The sequence below is a fragment of the Clavibacter tessellarius genome (assembly GCF_001618005.1).
GTDB lineage: Bacteria > Actinomycetota > Actinomycetes > Actinomycetales > Microbacteriaceae > Clavibacter > Clavibacter tessellarius_A.
On the sequence record NZ_LQXA01000017.1, the window covers coordinates 1 to 17331 of the forward strand.

Annotated in this window: 13 protein-coding genes; 11 read left to right on the forward strand and 2 right to left on the reverse strand. The window is 69.7% G+C overall.

Translation table 11 applies throughout. The features are described 5' to 3' along the window. Both AWH51_RS03645 and AWH51_RS03650 read right to left on the reverse strand, forming a co-directional pair. A complete protein-coding gene (locus AWH51_RS03645; protein WP_063070776.1) occupies positions 1 to 858 on the reverse strand; it encodes a spermidine synthase in 858 nt (285 codons plus the stop codon). Positions 859 to 911: 53 nt separating this feature from the next. Next, positions 912 to 1580 (reverse strand): MBL fold metallo-hydrolase, encoded by a 669-nt coding sequence (locus AWH51_RS03650; protein WP_063070777.1) that lies wholly within the window; start codon positions 1578 to 1580, stop codon positions 912 to 914. A 305-nt stretch (positions 1581 to 1885) separates the two neighbouring features. Here AWH51_RS03650 and rpoB point away from each other — a divergent pair, with 305 nt between their 5' ends. The 11 genes from rpoB to fusA all read left to right on the forward strand — a co-directional run bounded on the left by rpoB (position 1886) and on the right by fusA (position 17267). Beyond that, entirely contained in the window at positions 1886 to 5374 is a 3489-nt protein-coding gene (rpoB, locus tag AWH51_RS03655; RefSeq protein WP_063070778.1) for a DNA-directed RNA polymerase subunit beta, read from the forward strand. 47 nt (positions 5375 to 5421) lie between these two features. Further along, positions 5422 to 9321: a DNA-directed RNA polymerase subunit beta' gene (locus AWH51_RS03660; protein ID WP_063070779.1), complete on the forward strand. Its 3900-nt coding sequence runs from the start codon at positions 5422 to 5424 to the stop codon at positions 9319 to 9321. A gap of 141 nt (positions 9322 to 9462) precedes the next feature. Then, positions 9463 to 9939 (forward strand): hypothetical protein, encoded by a 477-nt coding sequence (locus tag AWH51_RS03665; protein ID WP_254654464.1) that lies wholly within the window; start codon positions 9463 to 9465, stop codon positions 9937 to 9939. Between the two features lie 179 nt (positions 9940 to 10118). Continuing rightward, positions 10119 to 10967, forward strand: a complete 849-nt coding sequence (locus tag AWH51_RS03670) for an amino acid ABC transporter substrate-binding protein (protein WP_063070781.1) — start codon at positions 10119 to 10121, stop codon at positions 10965 to 10967. Between the two features lie 44 nt (positions 10968 to 11011). Next, positions 11012 to 11677 (forward strand): amino acid ABC transporter permease, encoded by a 666-nt coding sequence (locus tag AWH51_RS03675; RefSeq protein WP_063070782.1) that lies wholly within the window; start codon positions 11012 to 11014, stop codon positions 11675 to 11677. Continuing rightward, positions 11664 to 12494, forward strand: coding sequence for an amino acid ABC transporter ATP-binding protein (locus AWH51_RS03680; RefSeq protein ID WP_063070783.1), 831 nt, complete (start codon positions 11664 to 11666; stop codon positions 12492 to 12494). Before AWH51_RS03675 ends, AWH51_RS03680 begins: the two co-directional genes overlap by 14 nt. 73 nt (positions 12495 to 12567) lie before the next feature. Beyond that, complete coding sequence (locus AWH51_RS03685; protein WP_063070784.1) at positions 12568 to 13551, forward strand: hypothetical protein; 984 nt, start codon at positions 12568 to 12570, stop codon at positions 13549 to 13551. A 19-nt stretch (positions 13552 to 13570) separates the two neighbouring features. Continuing rightward, entirely contained in the window at positions 13571 to 13996 is a 426-nt protein-coding gene (locus AWH51_RS03690) for a DUF6121 family protein (RefSeq protein WP_254654463.1), read from the forward strand. 264 nt (positions 13997 to 14260) lie between these two features. Further along, positions 14261 to 14635, forward strand: a complete 375-nt coding sequence (rpsL, locus tag AWH51_RS03695) for a 30S ribosomal protein S12 (protein ID WP_012039312.1) — start codon at positions 14261 to 14263, stop codon at positions 14633 to 14635. Next, positions 14635 to 15105 (forward strand): 30S ribosomal protein S7, encoded by a 471-nt coding sequence (gene rpsG / locus AWH51_RS03700; RefSeq protein ID WP_012039311.1) that lies wholly within the window; start codon positions 14635 to 14637, stop codon positions 15103 to 15105. The genes rpsL and rpsG overlap by 1 nt, the downstream gene beginning before the upstream one ends. A gap of 47 nt (positions 15106 to 15152) precedes the next feature. Continuing rightward, positions 15153 to 17267 carry an elongation factor G gene (fusA, locus tag AWH51_RS03705; RefSeq protein WP_063070785.1) on the forward strand — a complete coding sequence of 705 codons (2115 nt, stop codon included), beginning with the start codon at positions 15153 to 15155 and terminating at the stop codon, positions 17265 to 17267. Positions 17268 to 17331: the final 64 nt, after the last annotated feature.

The window sequence follows — 17331 nt, forward strand, 5'->3', positions numbered from 1 at the left end:
TCAGGGCCTCGTCTGGAAGACGCTGCGGGCGGGGGAGGGGGACGGCACGGCGGTGGCGTCGGTGACGACGGACGCGCCCGCGATGAAGTCGGCGAGCTCGCGGCCCTCGACGACCTTGGCGGGGTGCGGCCCGCCCGCGAGCAGGCGCGGGACGAAGTCGAACGGGAGCGGCGTGGCCGACGCCGCGAACACGACGTTGCCGAAGCGGCGGCCCTTGAGCACCTGCGTCTCGGCGAGCGCGGCGACGTGCGGCAGCACGTCCCGGATGGTCGCCGCCTGCCCGCGCGCGAACGCGAGGCCGTGGCCGTCGGCGACGTTGACGGTCATGATCCCGCCGGGCGCGAGGAACGACGCCGCCTCCGCGTGGAACTCGCGGCTCGTGATGTGGGCGGGCGTGCGTGCGCCGCTGAACACGTCCGTCACGACGAGGTCGACGGATCCGCGGAGGCCCTGCGGCAGCCGCCCCAGCACGTCGCGCGCGTCGCCGTAGCGGAGCCGGATGGAGGCCTTCCGCGACCACGGCAGGTGCTCGCGCACCAGGTCGACGAGGTCCTGCTCCAGCTCGATGACCTGCTGGCGGGATCCGGGCCGGGTGGCCTCGACGTACCGCGGGATGGTGAGGGCGCCGGCGCCGAGGTGCAGCGCCGTGATGGGCTGGCCGGGGTCGCCGAGCAGGTCGATGACGTGCCCCATGCGCTGCACGTACTCGAAGAACAGCTCACCCGGGTCGTCCATGTTCACGTGCGACTGGGGCGTGCCGTCGACCACGAGCTGGTACGCGCCCGGCACGAACCGGTCGGGCTCGATGACGGCCCGGTGCCCGCTCAGGGACAGGACGGTCGACGGGTGCTCGGGCATCTCCTCAGCCTAGGCGCAGGCCCCGGGCGTCGACCGGGCGGCCCGGCGTCCCGTCACCAGCCGCGCGCCCGCCAGCCGGCGAGGGATCCGCGCTCGGCGCCGAGCGTCGTCGCGTCGCCGTGGCCGGGGTGCACGATCGCGTCGTCGGGGAAGCGCGCGAAGAGGCGCTCCCCCACGTCGTCCACCAGCTGCCGGAAGCGGTCCGCGTCGCCTCCCGTGTTCCCGACGCCCCCGGGGAAGAGCGAGTCGCCCGTGAAGAGGTGCACGCTGCCGTCGCCCGGCTCGAGGACGAGCGCGACGCTCCCCGGGGTGTGGCCGCGGAGCGCGACGACGCCGACCGTCACGCCGCCGAACGCCACCTCGTCGCCGTGCGCGAGCCGCCGGTCCGCGTCGACCGGCAGGTCGCCCGCGTCGGCCGCGCCCACGGCGCTGGTCGCGCCGGTCGCGTCGAGCAGGGCCGCGAGCGCCCCGTGGTGGTCGGCGTGCCCGTGGGTGGTGACGACGACGGCGAGGCGGCCGACGGGATCCGGCTCCGCCACCAGGGCCAGCAGCCGGTCGACGTCGGCGGCCGCGTCGACGAGCAGGCGCTCGCCGGAGTCGAGGTCGGTGAGGAGGTACGCGTCGTTGTCCATGGGGCCGACGGAGGCCTTCCGGATCTCCACGTCGCCCGCCCGGTGCACGTGCGAGGGGCCGCCGGAGGTCACGTGCCAGGGAGCGCTCATGCCCCGACGCTACCCGCGGCGGGAGGGCCGGGATCAGGGCGACCGGACGTTATACACCGAGACACGCCGAGGATGCAAGATTCCGCTGGACATGGCGCGTCGCGACCCGTATGGTGATCCTTTGCGCTCCCACTCCCTTTTGCCTTCATATTGCGGTCGGTCATCGTGTGCGCTCGGGTCCATCCCGAGCCCCACCCGCGAGGTGTGGCGAGCAACTCCATCAGGATCGGCACGGGTCACCACCCGGGTCGGTCTCGGCGTATCGACGACATCGGAGCCCGACGGGGCCCACGGAGGTAATTTCCTTGGCTGCTGCGCGCAACGCAACTCCCACTCCCCAGAACGGTCGCGACGCATCGCGTCTCTCGTTCGCGAAGATCACTGACACCCTCACCGTCCCCGACCTGCTCGCGCTGCAGACCGAGAGCTTCGACTGGCTCGTCGGCTCGGACGCGTGGAAGCGCCGGGTCGAGGAGGGCACCGCGCAGGGTCGCACCGACCTGGCCCTCAACTCCGGCCTCGAGGAGATCTTCGAGGAGATCTCCCCCATCGAGGACCTGGGCGAGACCATGCAGCTCGGGTTCACGAACCCGTACCTCGAGGAGCAGAAGTACTCCATCGACGAGTGCAAGGAGCGGGGCAAGACCTACTCCGCCCCCCTCTACGTCGAGGCCGAGTTCATGAACCACCTCACGGGTGAGATCAAGACCCAGACGGTCTTCATGGGCGACTTCCCCCTCATGACGGAGAAGGGCACGTTCATCATCAACGGCACCGAGCGTGTCGTCGTGTCCCAGCTCGTCCGCTCGCCCGGCGTGTACTTCGAGCGCCAGCAGGAGAAGACCTCCGACAAGGACATCTACTCCGCCCGCGTCATCCCGTCCCGCGGCGCCTGGCTCGAGTTCGAGATCGACAAGCGCGACCAGGTCGGTGTCCGCATCGACCGCAAGCGCAAGCAGTCGGTCACCGTGTTCCTGAAGGCCCTCGGCCTCACCAGCGAGCAGATCCTCGAGGAATTCAAGGGCGTCGCGTCCATCGAGCTCACGCTCGAGAAGGACTCCATCCTCACCAAGGAGGAGGCCCTCAAGGACATCTACCGCAAGCTCCGTCCCGGCGAGCAGGTCGCCGCCGAGGCCGCCCGCGCGCTGCTCGACAACTTCTACTTCAACCCGAAGCGCTACGACCTGGCGAAGGTGGGTCGCTACAAGATCAACCGCAAGCTCGGCATCGACAAGCAGCTCACCGACTCGGTGCTGACGGTCGAGGACATCCTCGCGACCATCAAGTACCTCGTCTCGCTGCACGCCAACGAGACGAAGATGAACGGCACGCGCGACGGCAAGCCCGTCGAGCTCCGCCTCGACGTGGACGACATCGACCACTTCGGCAACCGCCGCATCCGCGCGGTCGGCGAGCTCATCCAGAACCAGGTGCGCACCGGCCTGTCCCGCATGGAGCGCGTCGTCCGCGAGCGCATGACCACGCAGGACATCGAGGCCATCACGCCGCAGACCCTGATCAACGTGCGCCCCGTCGTCGCCGCGATCAAGGAGTTCTTCGGCACGAGCCAGCTGTCGCAGTTCATGGACCAGAACAACCCGCTCGCGGGTCTCACCCACAAGCGCCGCCTCTCGGCGCTCGGCCCGGGTGGTCTGTCCCGTGAGCGCGCCGGCGTCGAGGTCCGCGACGTCCACCCGTCGCACTACGGCCGCATGTGCCCCATCGAGACCCCGGAAGGCCCGAACATCGGCCTGATCGGCTCGCTGGCGTCGTTCGCCCGCATCAACTCGTTCGGCTTCATCGAGACCCCGTACCGTCGCGTCGTCGACGGCGTGGTCACCGACACGATCGACTACCTCACGGCCAGCGAGGAGGACGAGTTCCTCGTCGCCCAGGCCAACGCGCCCCTCACGAAGGACTTCCGCTTCGCGGAGGACCGCGTCCTCGTCCGTCCCAAGGGCGGTGAGGTGGAGCTCGTCGCGAAGGAGAACGTCCACTACATGGACGTCTCCCCGCGCCAGATGGTGTCGGTCGCGACCTCGCTCATCCCGTTCCTCGAGCACGACGACGCGAACCGGGCCCTCATGGGCGCGAACATGCAGCGTCAGGCCGTCCCGCTGCTGCGCAGCGAGAGCCCGCTCGTCGGCACCGGCATGGAGGGCTACGCGGCGATCGACGCCGGCGACGTCCTCACCGCCGACGCCGCGGGTGTCGTCCAGGAGGTGTCGGCCGAGGTCGTCACCATCCAGCTCGACGCGGGCGGCACGCAGACCTACTACCTGCGCAAGTTCGACCGCTCCAACCAGGGCACGAGCTACAACCACCGCGTCCTGGTCTCGGCCGGCGACCGCATCGAGGCCGGCGAGGTCATCGCCGACGGCCCCGCCACGGAGAACGGCGAGCTCGCGCTCGGCAAGAACCTGCTCGTCGCGTTCATGCCGTGGGAGGGCCACAACTTCGAGGACGCCATCATCCTGAGCCAGAACCTGGTCAAGGACGACACCCTCTCCTCCATCCACATCGAGGAGTACGAGGTCGACGCGCGCGACACCAAGCTCGGCAAGGAGGAGATCACCCGCGACCTCCCCAACGTCAGCCCGGAGCTGCTCGCCGACCTCGACGAGCGCGGCATCATCCGCATCGGCGCCGAGGTCCGCCCCGGCGACATCCTCGTGGGCAAGGTCACGCCGAAGGGCGAGACCGAGCTCAGCGCCGAGGAGCGCCTGCTGCGCGCGATCTTCAACGAGAAGAGCCGCGAGGTCCGCGACACGTCCCTGAAGGTGCCCCACGGCGAGCAGGGCACGATCATCGGCGTCAAGGTCTTCGACTCGCAGGACGGCGACGACGAGCTCGGCTCGGGCGTCAACCAGCGCGTCGTGGTGTTCATCGCGCAGAAGCGCAAGATCACCGAGGGCGACAAGCTCGCCGGCCGTCACGGCAACAAGGGCGTCATCTCCAAGATCCTGCCGGTCGAGGACATGCCGTTCCTCGCCGACGGGACCCCGGTCGACGTCATCCTCAACCCGCTCGGCATCCCCGGCCGCATGAACTTCGGCCAGGTCCTGGAGACCCACCTCGGGTGGATCGCCAAGCAGGGCTGGGAGGTCGAGGGCAAGCCGAAGTGGGCCGAGCGCCTGCCCGACCACGCGCGCCAGGCCCCGGCCGGCACGAAGGTCGCCACCCCGGTGTTCGACGGAGCGCTCGAGGAGGAGATCGCCGGCCTGCTCGACTCGACGACGGTCACCCGCGACGGCGACCGCCTCATCGGGTCCAGCGGCAAGACGCGCCTGTTCGACGGCCGCTCCGGCGAGCCGTTCCCCGAGCCCGTCTCGGTCGGCTACATGTACATCCTGAAGCTGCACCACCTGGTGGACGACAAGATCCACGCGCGCTCGACGGGTCCCTACTCGATGATCACGCAGCAGCCCCTGGGCGGTAAGGCCCAGTTCGGCGGCCAGCGGTTCGGCGAGATGGAGGTGTGGGCGCTCGAGGCATACGGAGCGGCCTACGCGCTCCAGGAGCTCCTCACCATCAAGTCGGACGACATCCTCGGCCGCGTGAAGGTGTACGAGGCCATCGTCAAGGGCGAGAACATCCAGGAACCGGGTATCCCCGAGTCCTTCAAGGTCCTGATCAAGGAGATGCAGTCCCTCTGCCTGAACGTCGAGGTCCTCTCGGCGGACGGCCAGGCGGTCAGCCTGCGCGACACGGATGACGAGGTCTTCCGCGCGGCGGAGGAGCTCGGCATCAACATCTCCACCCGCTTCGAGTCGTCCAGCATCGACGACATCTAAGCCCGACACGACTTTCGACTCGAAGCTTTCCAAGGAGAGAAGGAAAATTGCTCGACGTAACAACTTTCGATGAGCTGCGGATCGGCCTGGCCACGGCCGACGACATCCGCCGCTGGTCGCACGGTGAGGTCAAGAAGCCCGAGACCATCAACTACCGCACGCTGAAGCCCGAGAAGGACGGCCTCTTCGGAGAGCAGATCTTCGGACCCAGCCGCGACTGGGAGTGCTCCTGCGGCAAGTACAAGCGGGTGCGCTTCAAGGGCATCGTCTGCGAGCGCTGCGGCGTCGAGGTCACCAAGTCCGCGGTCCGCCGCGAGCGCATGGGCCACATCGAGCTCGCCGCGCCCGTCACGCACATCTGGTACTTCAAGGGCGTCCCGTCGCGCCTCGGCTACCTGCTCGACATGGCGCCGAAGGACCTCGAGAAGGTCATCTACTTCGCCGCCTACATGGTGATCAGCGTGGACGAGGATGCTCGCCACGAGGACATGCCCGGCCTCGAGAACGAGCTCCGGCTCGAGATCAAGACCCTGCAGGACCAGCGCGACAGCCAGATCGCGGAGCGCCTCGGGCGCCTCGAGACCGACCTGGCCGCGCTGGAGGCCGAGGGCGCCAAGAGCGACCAGAAGCGCCGCGCGAAGGACGGCGCCGAGAAGGAGATGGGTCAGACGCGCAAGGCGTTCGACGAGGACATCTCCCGCCTCGAGCGCGTCTGGGAGGAGTTCCGCAGCCTCAAGGTCGGCGAGCTCAAGCCCGAGGACGCCGTCTTCCACGAGCTGCAGGACCGCTTCGGCATCTACTTCGAGGCCCACATGGGCGCCGAGGCGATCCAGAAGCGCCTGGAGGCCTTCGACCTCGAGGCCGAGGGGGAGCTGCTCCGCGAGCAGATCGCCACCGGCAAGGGCCAGAAGAAGATCCGCGCCATCAAGCGCCTGCGCGTCGTCAGCTCCTTCCTCGCCACCGGCAACTCGCCGGCCGCGATGGTGCTGCAGGTCGTCCCGGTCATCCCGCCGGAGCTGCGCCCGATGGTGCAGCTCGACGGCGGCCGCTTCGCGACCAGCGACCTGAACGACCTCTACCGCCGCGTCATCAACCGCAACAACCGCCTCCGTCGTCTGCTGGATCTCGGCGCCCCCGAGATCATCGTGAACAACGAGAAGCGCATGCTGCAGGAGGCCGTCGACGCGCTGTTCGACAACGGCCGCCGCGGTCGTCCCGTCACGGGCACCGGCAACCGCGCGCTCAAGTCCCTCAGCGACATGCTGAAGGGCAAGCAGGGCCGGTTCCGCCAGAACCTGCTCGGCAAGCGCGTGGACTACTCGGGCCGCTCGGTCATCATCGTCGGACCGCAGCTCAAGCTGCACCAGTGCGGTCTGCCCAAGCAGATGGCGCTCGAGCTGTTCAAGCCGTTCGTCATCAAGCGCCTGATCGACCTGAGCCACGCCCAGAACATCAAGGCCGCCAAGCGCATGGTCGAGCGCAGCCGCGGACAGGTGTGGGACGTGCTCGAGGAGATCATCCGCGAGCGCCCCGTGCTGCTCAACCGCGCGCCCACGCTCCACCGCCTGGGCATCCAGGCGTTCGAGCCCCAGCTCGTGGAGGGCAAGGCCATCCAGCTGCACCCGCTCGTCTGCGCCGCGTTCAACGCGGACTTCGACGGCGACCAGATGGCCGTCCACCTGCCCCTGTCGGTCGAGGCCCAGGCCGAGGCGCGCATCCTGATGCTCGCCTCGAACAACATCCTCAAGCCGTCGGACGGACGCCCGGTCACCCTGCCCACGCAGGACATGATCATCGGCCTGCACCACCTGACCACCCTCAAGGAGGGCGTCGCCGGTGAGGGTCGCGCGTTCAGCTCGGTGGCCGAGGCCATCCTGGCGAAGGACCAGCTCTCGCTGGACCTCAACGCCAAGGTGCGCATCCGCCTGCACGACCTCTACTTCGCCGAGGGCGAGACGCCCGAGGGCGTCGAGCTCGACGAGAAGGGCAAGACGGTCGGTCCCGTGCTGCTCGAGACCACCCTCGGTCGCGCGCTGTTCAACGAGACCCTGCCGGTCGACTACCCCTACATCGAGGCCGTCGCCGACAAGGGCAAGCTCTCCGAGATCGTCAACGACCTCGCGGAGCGCTACCCCAAGGTCGAGGTCGCCGCGGCGCTCGACCGGATCAAGGACGCGGGCTTCTACTGGGCCACGCGCTCCGGCGTCACGGTCGCGCTCTCCGACGTGCTGACCCCGCCCACCAAGGCGGCCATCCTGTCGGGCTACGAGAAGCAGGCCGCCAAGGTCCAGGGCCAGTTCGAGAAGGGCCTCACGACGAACGCCGAGCGTCGTCAGGAGCTCATCGAGATCTGGAACAAGGCCACGGCCGAGGTCGCGAAGGCGATGGAGGACAACCTCCCCGCCGACAACAACATCAACCGCATGGTGTCCTCCGGGGCACGAGGCAACTGGATGCAGGTCCGCCAGATCGCCGGCATGCGCGGCCTCGTGTCGAACCCGAAGGGCGAGATCATCCCCCGCCCGATCGTCCACTCGTACCGCGAGGGCCTGACGGTGGCGGAGTACTTCATCTCCACCCACGGCGCCCGCAAGGGACTGGCCGACACCGCGCTGCGCACCGCCGACTCCGGGTACCTCACCCGTCGTCTGGTGGACGTGTCGCAGGACGTCATCATCCGCGAGGACGACTGCGGCACGGGCCGCGGCCTCGACCTGCCGATCGCCACCCCGGCGGCGGACGGCACGTCGGTCCGCGACTCCAACGTGGAGAACTCCGTGTACGCCCGCTCGCTGGCCGCCGACGCGGTCAACGAGGCCGGCGAGGTCGTCGCCCCCGCGGGCAGCGACGTCGGCGACGTCATGATCGACCACCTGATCGCGGCCGGCGTGCACGAGATCAAGGTGCGCTCGGTCCTCACGTGCGAGTCCGCCGTCGGCGTGTGCGCGGCCTGCTACGGCCGCTCGCTCGCCACCGGCAAGCTCGTCGACATCGGTGAGGCCGTCGGCATCATCGCGGCCCAGTCGATCGGCGAGCCCGGCACGCAGCTCACGATGCGCACCTTCCACACCGGTGGTGTGGCATCGGCGGACGACATCACGCAGGGTCTGCCCCGCGTGCAGGAGCTCTTCGAGGCACGCACCCCCAAGGGTGCGTCGCCCATCGCGGAGGCCGCCGGTCGCATCACGATCGAGGACACGGATCGCAGCCGCAAGGTGATCCTGACCCCGGACAACGGCGACGAGCCGCACATCTACCCGGTGCTCAAGCGCGCGACCCTCCTCGTCGAGGACGGCCAGCACGTCGAGCTCGGGCAGCAGCTGCACGTCGGCGCCATCGACCCGAAGGAGGTCCTCCGGGTCAAGGGCGTGCGCGAGGTGCAGAAGCACCTCGTGGGCGGTGTCCAGGGCGTCTACCGCTCGCAGGGCGTCCCGATCCACGACAAGCACATCGAGGTCATCGTGCGGCAGATGCTGCGCAAGGTCACGGTCGTCGAGCACGGCGACACCGACCTCCTCCCCGGTGAGCTGGTCGACCGGGCCCGCTACAACGAGGTCAACCGCGCCACGCTGACGGAGGGCAAGAAGACCGCCTCCGCCCGTCAGGAGGTCATGGGCATCACCAAGGCCTCGCTCGCGACCGAGTCGTGGCTGTCGGCCGCGTCCTTCCAGGAGACGACCCGCGTGCTCACGCAGGCCGCCATGGAGGGCAAGTCCGACCCGCTGATGGGCCTCAAGGAGAACGTCATCATCGGCAAGCTGATCCCGGCCGGCACGGGGCTCGCGAAGTACCGCGACGTCACCGTCACCGCGACGGAGGAGGCCAAGGCCGAGCGCTACCCGAACCGCATCTTCACGGATGAGTCGGTGTTCAACGAGTCCGACCTGAGCTTCGTCGACTTCGACAGCTTCAGCTCGGACGACTACACGCCCGGCACCTACAACTAGGACCGCCGGCGCGCGAGCGCACGATGAGAAGGGCCCCGCTCCGGCGGGGCCCTTCCTCGTCCCCGGCCCCTCTCCCGGCCGGCGATACAGTGGGGCGCGTACCGGCGGCCCCGCGCTGGGACCCGAGGAGGCGTCGTGCGGATGCTCGAGGACGTGGTCCTGGCCTGGCGCGCGCACGCCCTCCGCCACGCGACCGAGGCGGCCTCGTCGGCGACCGGGCCGTGCGGATCCTGCGCCGCGTGCGACGCGTCCGCGTTCGCCCAGCACGAGGCGATCCCCCGCGACGCCCCGCACTCCGCCATGCACCCGCTGCTCGCCGCCCTCGAGACGGCCCGCGCCGAGGCCGCCCAGGACGCACGCGAGCGCCTCTACCTCGACTCCCGCGGCCCCGTGTACCGCGACCATCCCTTCGGCATGCCCGCGTTCGTCGACTACGGCGAGCACCACGCGGAGATCCAGCAGGCGGTCGACGCCGCCCTCGCACGCGAGCTGGCGCCTCTCGCGCCCGTCATCCGCCAGGCCCTCGACCGCATCGTGAACCTGCGGCTCGAGGAGCTCGAGGGCGAGATCGGCCCTGTGGGGGAAGGCGACGGCACGGATCCCGAGCCGCTCTTCTGACGGGCGGGTGAGTCGCCGCGCCGGCCGGGCGTCATCCGCCGACATGGGAATACCGACGTGGCGTCGGCGTTGAGACCATGGCGGACGGCGCTCCCCGGCAGATCCGGGCATCCCGCCGCCGCTTCCGCATCCCGCACGCGCCGATCCCCCGCGGATCCGCCGAGAACGCAAGGACCCCCATGACCCTCCGCTCCCGCCTCCGTCCCGCACTCGCCCTCACGGGCCTCGTCGCCGTCGCCGCCCTCGGCCTCGCCGGCTGCGCCTCGGGCGACGCGGGCACGGGCGGCGGCACGGGCACCTCCGGCACGCCGGCAGCCGCCTCGAGCCTCTCCGACGTGAAGGCCGCGGGCGAGCTGGTCATCGGCACCGAGGGCACCTACTCGCCGTTCTCCTTCCACGAGGGATCCGGCTCCGGCGCGCTCTCCGGCTACGACGTCGAGGTCGCCACGGCGGTCGCGGGGAAGCTCGGCGTGAAGCCGGTCTTCGAGGAGACCCAGTTCGACGGGATCTTCGCCGGCCTCGAGTCCGGCCGCTGGGACGTCATCGCGAACCAGATCTCCATCACCGACGACCGGAAGAAGGCCTACGACTTCTCCGAGCCGTACACGGTGTCGCCGGGCGTGATCATCGTGAAGGGCTCGGACTCCGGCATCTCCTCGTTCACCGACCTCGCCGGCAAGACCACCGCGCAGTCGCTCACCAGCAACTGGAACGAGCTCGCCACGAAGAGCGGCGCCAAGGTGGAGGCCGTCGAGGGCTTCGCGCAGGCCGTCGCGCTCCTCCAGCAGGGCCGGGTCGACGCGACGATCAACGACCGCCTCACGCTCCTCGACTACCAGAAGCAGCAGGGCGCCTCCGACCTGCAGGTCGCCGCCGAGACCGACGACCCGTCGCTCAGCGCGCTCGTCTTCCGCAAGGGCAGCGACGACCTCGTCACCGCGGTCGACCAGGCCCTCGCCGACCTGCGCGCCGACGGCACGCTCGCGCAGATCTCCGAGAAGTACTTCGGCGCGGACGTCTCCCAGTAGCCGCCCGCGTACGCTGACGGACGAGGACGGGACGAGGGGGACGCATGTCGAGGGAGTGGGAGCTGATCCTGTCGTCCTTCGGGCCGCTCGCGCTCGAGACGATCCGCGGCACCATACCGCTCGCGCTCGTCACGTTCGTCCTCGGGCTCGTGATCGCGCTGGGCATCGCGCTGATGCGCCTCTACGGCAACCGCGTGGTCTCCGCGATCGCCCGGTTCTACATCTCCGTCGTGCGGGGCACGCCGCTGCTGGTGCAGCTCTTCGTCATCTTCTACGGCCTCCCGGCCATCGGCGTCGTGCTGCCGCCGTGGCCGAGCGCGGTCATCGCCCTGTCGGTGAACGTCGGCGGGTACGCCGCCGAGATCATCCGGGCGTCGATCCTCTCCGTGCCCCGCGGGCAGTGGGAGGCGGGCCACACCATCGGCATGTCCCGGGCCATGACGCTGCGGCGCGTCATCGTGCCGCAGGCCGCGCGTGTGTCCGTGCCGCCGCTGTCGAACACCTTCATCAGCCTCGTGAAGGACACGTCCCTCACCTCGACCATCCTCGTGACCGAGCTCTTCCGGCAGTCGCAGCAGATCGCGGCCGTCACGGGCGAGTTCATGATCCTCTACCTCGAGGCCGCGCTGATCTACTGGCTCGTCTGCCTCGTGCTGTCGTTCGCGCAGACCCGCCTCGAGAGGAGGCTCGACCGGTATGTCGCCCACTGATCCCGCGCCCGTGGCGCCCCGTGCGCCCGGAGAGCCCGTCCTCACCGTCCGGGGGCTCCGCAAGTCGTTCGGCGACAACGAGGTCCTCCGCTCCATCGACCTCGAGGTGCGCCGCGGCGGCGTGACCGCGCTCATCGGCCCGAGCGGATCCGGCAAGACCACCGTCCTCCGCTCGCTCAACGGCCTCGAGGTGCCCGAGGCCGGCGTCGTCGAGGTGGCGGCCGCCGACGCCGACTCGCGCGCCGGCACCACGGGCCCGCTCCGCGTGGACTTCGGCGCGAAGCCGCGGAACCGCGAGCTCCTCGCCCTCCGCGACCGCTCCGCGATGGTCTTCCAGCAGTACAACCTGTTCCCGCACCGGACGGTGCTGGAGAACGTCATCGAGGGTCCTGTCCACGTGCAGCGCCGGCCCGTGGCCGAGGCGACGCGCGAGGCGGAGGAGCTGCTCGCGCGCGTCGGCCTCGCCGACAAACGCGACCAGCACCCGTTCCAGCTCTCCGGCGGCCAGCAGCAGCGCGTGGGCATCGTGCGCGCGCTCGCGCTGCGGCCGCAGATCCTGCTCTTCGACGAGCCGACGTCCGCGCTCGACCCGGAGCTCGTGGGCGAGGTGCTGAGCGTGATCAAGGAGCTCGCCGACGAGTCCTGGACGATGGTGATCGTGACGCACGAGCTCGCGTTCGCCCGGCAGGTCGCGGACGAGGTCGTCTTCATGGACGGCGGGGTCGTGGTCGAGCGCGGGCATCCGTCGCAGCTGCTCCAGCACCCGGCCGAGGAGCGCACGCGGCGCTTCCTCCAGCGCCTCCTCGAGCCGTTCTAGGCCCCCTGTCCGTTCTGGCCGATCCCCGGCACGCCGCCCGGGTGCGCGGCCCGCGCCGAGGTAGGTTCGTGCCATGACCGACGACAGGCCCGCCCCGCACCGACAGCCCGACGAGGCCGACCAGCCGCGGGACGCCCGCCCCGCCGACGAGTCGACGGCCGCCGCCTTCGACGACGGCCCCGCCGACCGCACGGTCGACGACGCCCGCGCCGACAACACCTCGACCTTCGACGAGACGGCCTTCGCCGCCCCGGTCGACGAGGACCACGAGTCCCGCGAGGCACGCGAGCGCGAGTCCCGCGAGGCGGAGGCCCGCATCGCCGAGGCCCGCGAGCGCGATGCCCGGGAGCGCGAGTCCCGCGAGGTCGAGGCGCGCGAGGCGGAGGCGCGCCAGCGCGACGTCGAGGAGCGGGAGCGCCGCGAGCGCGAGGCCCGCGAGGCCGACGCCCGCGAGCGCGACGAGCGCGACCGCCGGGCCCGCGACGAGGAGACGGCGCGCCAGTCGCAGCCCATCTACGTCCAGGCGCCGACCCCGCCGGAGAAGCGCGGCAACCGCGGCTTCGGCGTGCTCATCGCCGTCGTCGCCGGCATCCTCTTCGCCCTGCTCTTCTCGCTCGGCGCAGCGCTCCTCGGCTCGGTCCGCGACCCGAACGCGTTCGGCGACTCCTTCACGCGCTACATCTCGTCGCCCGTCTTCTACGTCCCGGCGATCGCGTTCCTCGTCCTGTTCGTCCTGTTGACGCTCCTCGTGAACCGCGGCGGCTGGTGGGCGTTCGTCCTCGGCGGCCTGCCGATGGCGATCCTCGTCTACGTCGCCTACGTCGCGACGCGCCTCCTGCAGAACGACGTGCTCGCCCTGGCGCCGTCCGAGCAGGCGCTCGTGCTGCAGCGCATCGTGACCTTCCCCGACGGGATCCTCGCGGGCCTGCTCGCGCGCGAGCTCATCACCTGGTTCGGCCTCGGCATCAGCGCCCGCGGTCGCCGCGTGAAGGCCAAGAACACCGAGGCGCGCGCCGAGTACGACCGCAAGCTGCAGGAGCAGCCGGACCACCGCTGACGCGTGACAGGCTGGGGGAGTGATCCCCCTCCTGGCCGCCGTGATGCACGTCGCGCTCGTCGTCTGCCTCTTCGGCTTCGTCGCCCTGTTCGGAGGCGACGACGTGATCCCCGAGCGGGATGCCGGCGTGCTGCTCGGCCCGGTCATGGTGGTCTCGGCCACCCTCGTCTTCGCCGGCGGGCTGATCCGCACGACGCGGGAGGCCGACCGCGAGCGCCGGATCCCGGCGGCCGGGGTGCTCGGCTGGGCTGCGGCGTCGTGGCTGGCCTACGGGATCCTCGGCGGCGCGCTCTACCTCCTCGGCGGGGCCGACGCGTTCGCGAGCCTCGCGTTCGCCGGGCGGCATCTGGCGGATCCGTTCGGGATCGCCGTGCTCGGGGTATCCGCGCTCCTCGGCCTCGGGGCCGTGGCCTTGGCCGCTCGGGGCCCCTCGTCCACCGTTTGACCGGCGAGTCGCGGAACTGTATCGTTGCGGGGGTGTGCGCTCAGGCGTGCGCTCGTGTCGTGCCGTGAAGTCGGGGCGCCCGAGCCGGCCATACGCGCACCGTCCAGGGTTCGGTCATTCGGCCGGCCCCCACGGCATACCCGCCGGCGCCTCCCACTCCCGTGGTCGGCGGACGCGCGGGTCCAGTTGAACTCGATCCCGTCCGCGGGCGTCGAATGCTGACCATCAACCCGCTGTCACCGTGCAGCATCGAGGAGTCCCGTAGTGCCAACCATCCAGCAGCTGGTCCGCAAGGGCCGCACGCCCAAGGTCGTCAAGACCAAGGCGCCCGCCCTGAAGGCCAACCCGCAGCAGCGCGGCGTCTGCACCCGCGTGTACACGACCACGCCGAAGAAGCCGAACTCGGCTCTCCGCAAGGTCGCCCGCGTCAAGCTCAGCAACGGCCAGGAGGTGACGGCCTACATCCCCGGTGAGGGCCACAACCTGCAGGAGCACTCCATGGTGCTCGTCCGCGGCGGTCGCGTGAAGGACCTCCCCGGCGTGCGCTACAAGATCGTCCGCGGCGCGCTCGACACCCAGGCCGTGAAGAACCGCAAGCAGGCTCGCAGCCGGTACGGCGCGAAGATGGAGAAGAAGTAATGCCTCGCAAGGGTCCCGCCCCCAAGCGCCCTGTCGTCGCAGATCCCGTCTACGGTGCGCCGATCGTCAGCCAGCTCGTCAACAAGATCCTGCTCGACGGCAAGAAGGGCCTCGCCGAGAAGATCGTGTACGACGCCCTCGCCGGCGTCGCCGCCAAGAACGGCCAGGACGCCGTCGTCACGCTGAAGAAGGCGCTCGACAACGTCCGTCCGGCCCTCGAGGTGCGTTCGCGCCGCGTGGGTGGCTCCACCTACCAGGTGCCGATCGAGGTCAAGCCGCACCGCGCGAACACCCTCGCGCTCCGCTGGCTCACGACGTACGCCAAGTCGCGTCGCGAGAAGACCATGACCGAGCGTCTCACCAACGAGATCCTCGACGCATCCAACGGCCTCGGTGCCGCGGTCAAGCGCCGCGAGGACACCCACAAGATGGCCGAGTCGAACAAGGCCTTCGCGCACTACCGCTGGTAGTCGTTCACCTCGTTCGACAGCACCACCAACCCCTTTCGGAGGAACCTGTGGCACAGGACGTGCTCACCGACCTGAACAAGGTCCGCAACATCGGCATCATGGCTCACATCGATGCCGGCAAGACCACCACCACCGAGCGCATCCTGTTCTACACGGGCATCACTCACAAGATCGGCGAGGTCCACGACGGCGCCGCCACGATGGACTGGATGGCCCAGGAGCAGGAGCGCGGCATCACGATCACGTCCGCCGCGACGACGTGCTTCTGGAACAAGAACCAGATCAACATCATCGACACCCCCGGGCACGTCGACTTCACCGTCGAGGTGGAGCGTTCGCTCCGCGTCCTCGACGGCGCGGTCGCCGTGTTCGACGGCAAGGAGGGCGTCGAGCCCCAGTCCGAGACGGTGTGGCGCCAGGCCGACAAGTACGACGTGCCGCGCATCTGCTTCGTCAACAAGATGGACAAGCTCGGTGCGGACTTCTACTTCACGGTCGACACCATCGTGAACCGCCTCGGCGCCAAGCCGCTGGTCATCCAGCTGCCCATCGGCGCCGAGAGCGGCTTCGAGGGCGTCATCGACCTGGTCGAGATGCGCGCGCTCACGTGGCGCGGCGACTCCAAGGGAGACGTCGAGCTCGGTGCGAAGTACGAGATCGAGGAGATCCCCGCGGACCTGAAGGACAAGGCGGACGAGTACCGGGCCAAGCTGCTCGAGACCGTCGCCGAGACCGACGACGCGCTGCTCGAGAAGTACTTCGGCGGCGAGGAGCTGACGGTGGCGGAGATCAAGGCCGCCATCCGCAAGCTCACCGTCAACAGCGAGATCTACCCCGTGCTGTGCGGCTCCGCGTTCAAGAACCGCGGCGTCCAGCCGATGCTCGACGCGGTGATCGACTACCTCCCCAGCCCGCTCGACGTGCCCCCCATGGAGGGCCACGACGTGCGCGACGAGGAGAAGATCATCATCCGCAAGCCCGACGCGACCGAGCCGTTCTCGGCTCTCGCGTTCAAGGTCGCGGTGCACCCGTTCTTCGGCCGCCTCACGTACGTCCGGGTCTACTCGGGCACCATCGCGGGCGGCTCGCAGGTCATCAACTCGACCAAGGGCAAGAAGGAGCGCATCGGCAAGATCTTCCAGATGCACTCCAACAAGGAGAACCCGGTCGACTCGGTCACCGCCGGTCACATCTACGCGGTCATCGGCCTCAAGGACACGACCACGGGCGACACGCTCTGCGACCCGAGCGAGCAGATCGTGCTCGAGTCCATGACGTTCCCCGAGCCCGTCATCGAGGTCGCGATCGAGCCGAAGACGAAGGCCGACCAGGAGAAGCTGGGTGTCGCCATCCAGAAGCTCGCCGAGGAGGACCCGACCTTCCGCACCGAGCAGAACCAGGAGACCGGTCAGACGGTCATCAAGGGCATGGGCGAGCTCCACCTCGACATCCTGGTCGACCGCATGAAGCGCGAGTTCAACGTCGAGGCGAACGTCGGCAAGCCGCAGGTCGCGTACCGCGAGACCATCCGAGGCACGGTCGACAAGCACGACTTCACCCACAAGAAGCAGACGGGTGGATCGGGCCAGTTCGCCAAGATCCAGATCAAGATCGAGCCCATGGAGGTGACCGCGGAGAAGACCTACGAGTTCGACAACAAGGTCACCGGCGGTCGCGTCCCGCGGGAGTACATCCCCTCGGTCGACGCGGGCATCCAGGACGCGCTCCAGGTCGGCGTCCTCGCCGGCTACCCGATGGTCGGCGTGAAGGCGACGCTGCTCGACGGCGCCGCGCACGACGTCGACTCCTCGGAGATGGCGTTCAAGATCGCCGGCTCGATGGCCTTCAAGGAGGCCGCGCGCAAGGCGAAGCCCGTGCTGCTCGAGCCGCTCATGGCCGTCGAGGTCCGCACGCCCGAGGAGTACATGGGCGACGTCATCGGCGACCTGAACTCGCGGCGCGGGCAGATCCAGGCGATGGAGGACGCCAGCGGTGTGAAGGTCATCACCGCGAACGTCCCCCTGTCGGAGATGTTCGGCTACGTCGGCGACCTGAGGAGCAAGACCTCGGGCCGCGCGGTGTACTCGATGAGCTTCGGCAGCTACGCCGAGGTCCCGAAGGCTGTCGCCGACGAGATCGTCCAGAAGAACAAGGGCGAGTAGCCCTCCAGTTCGAGCGGCATCCGCCGTTTCAGTACCATAAGCAAGATCTCCAACACGCAGGGCG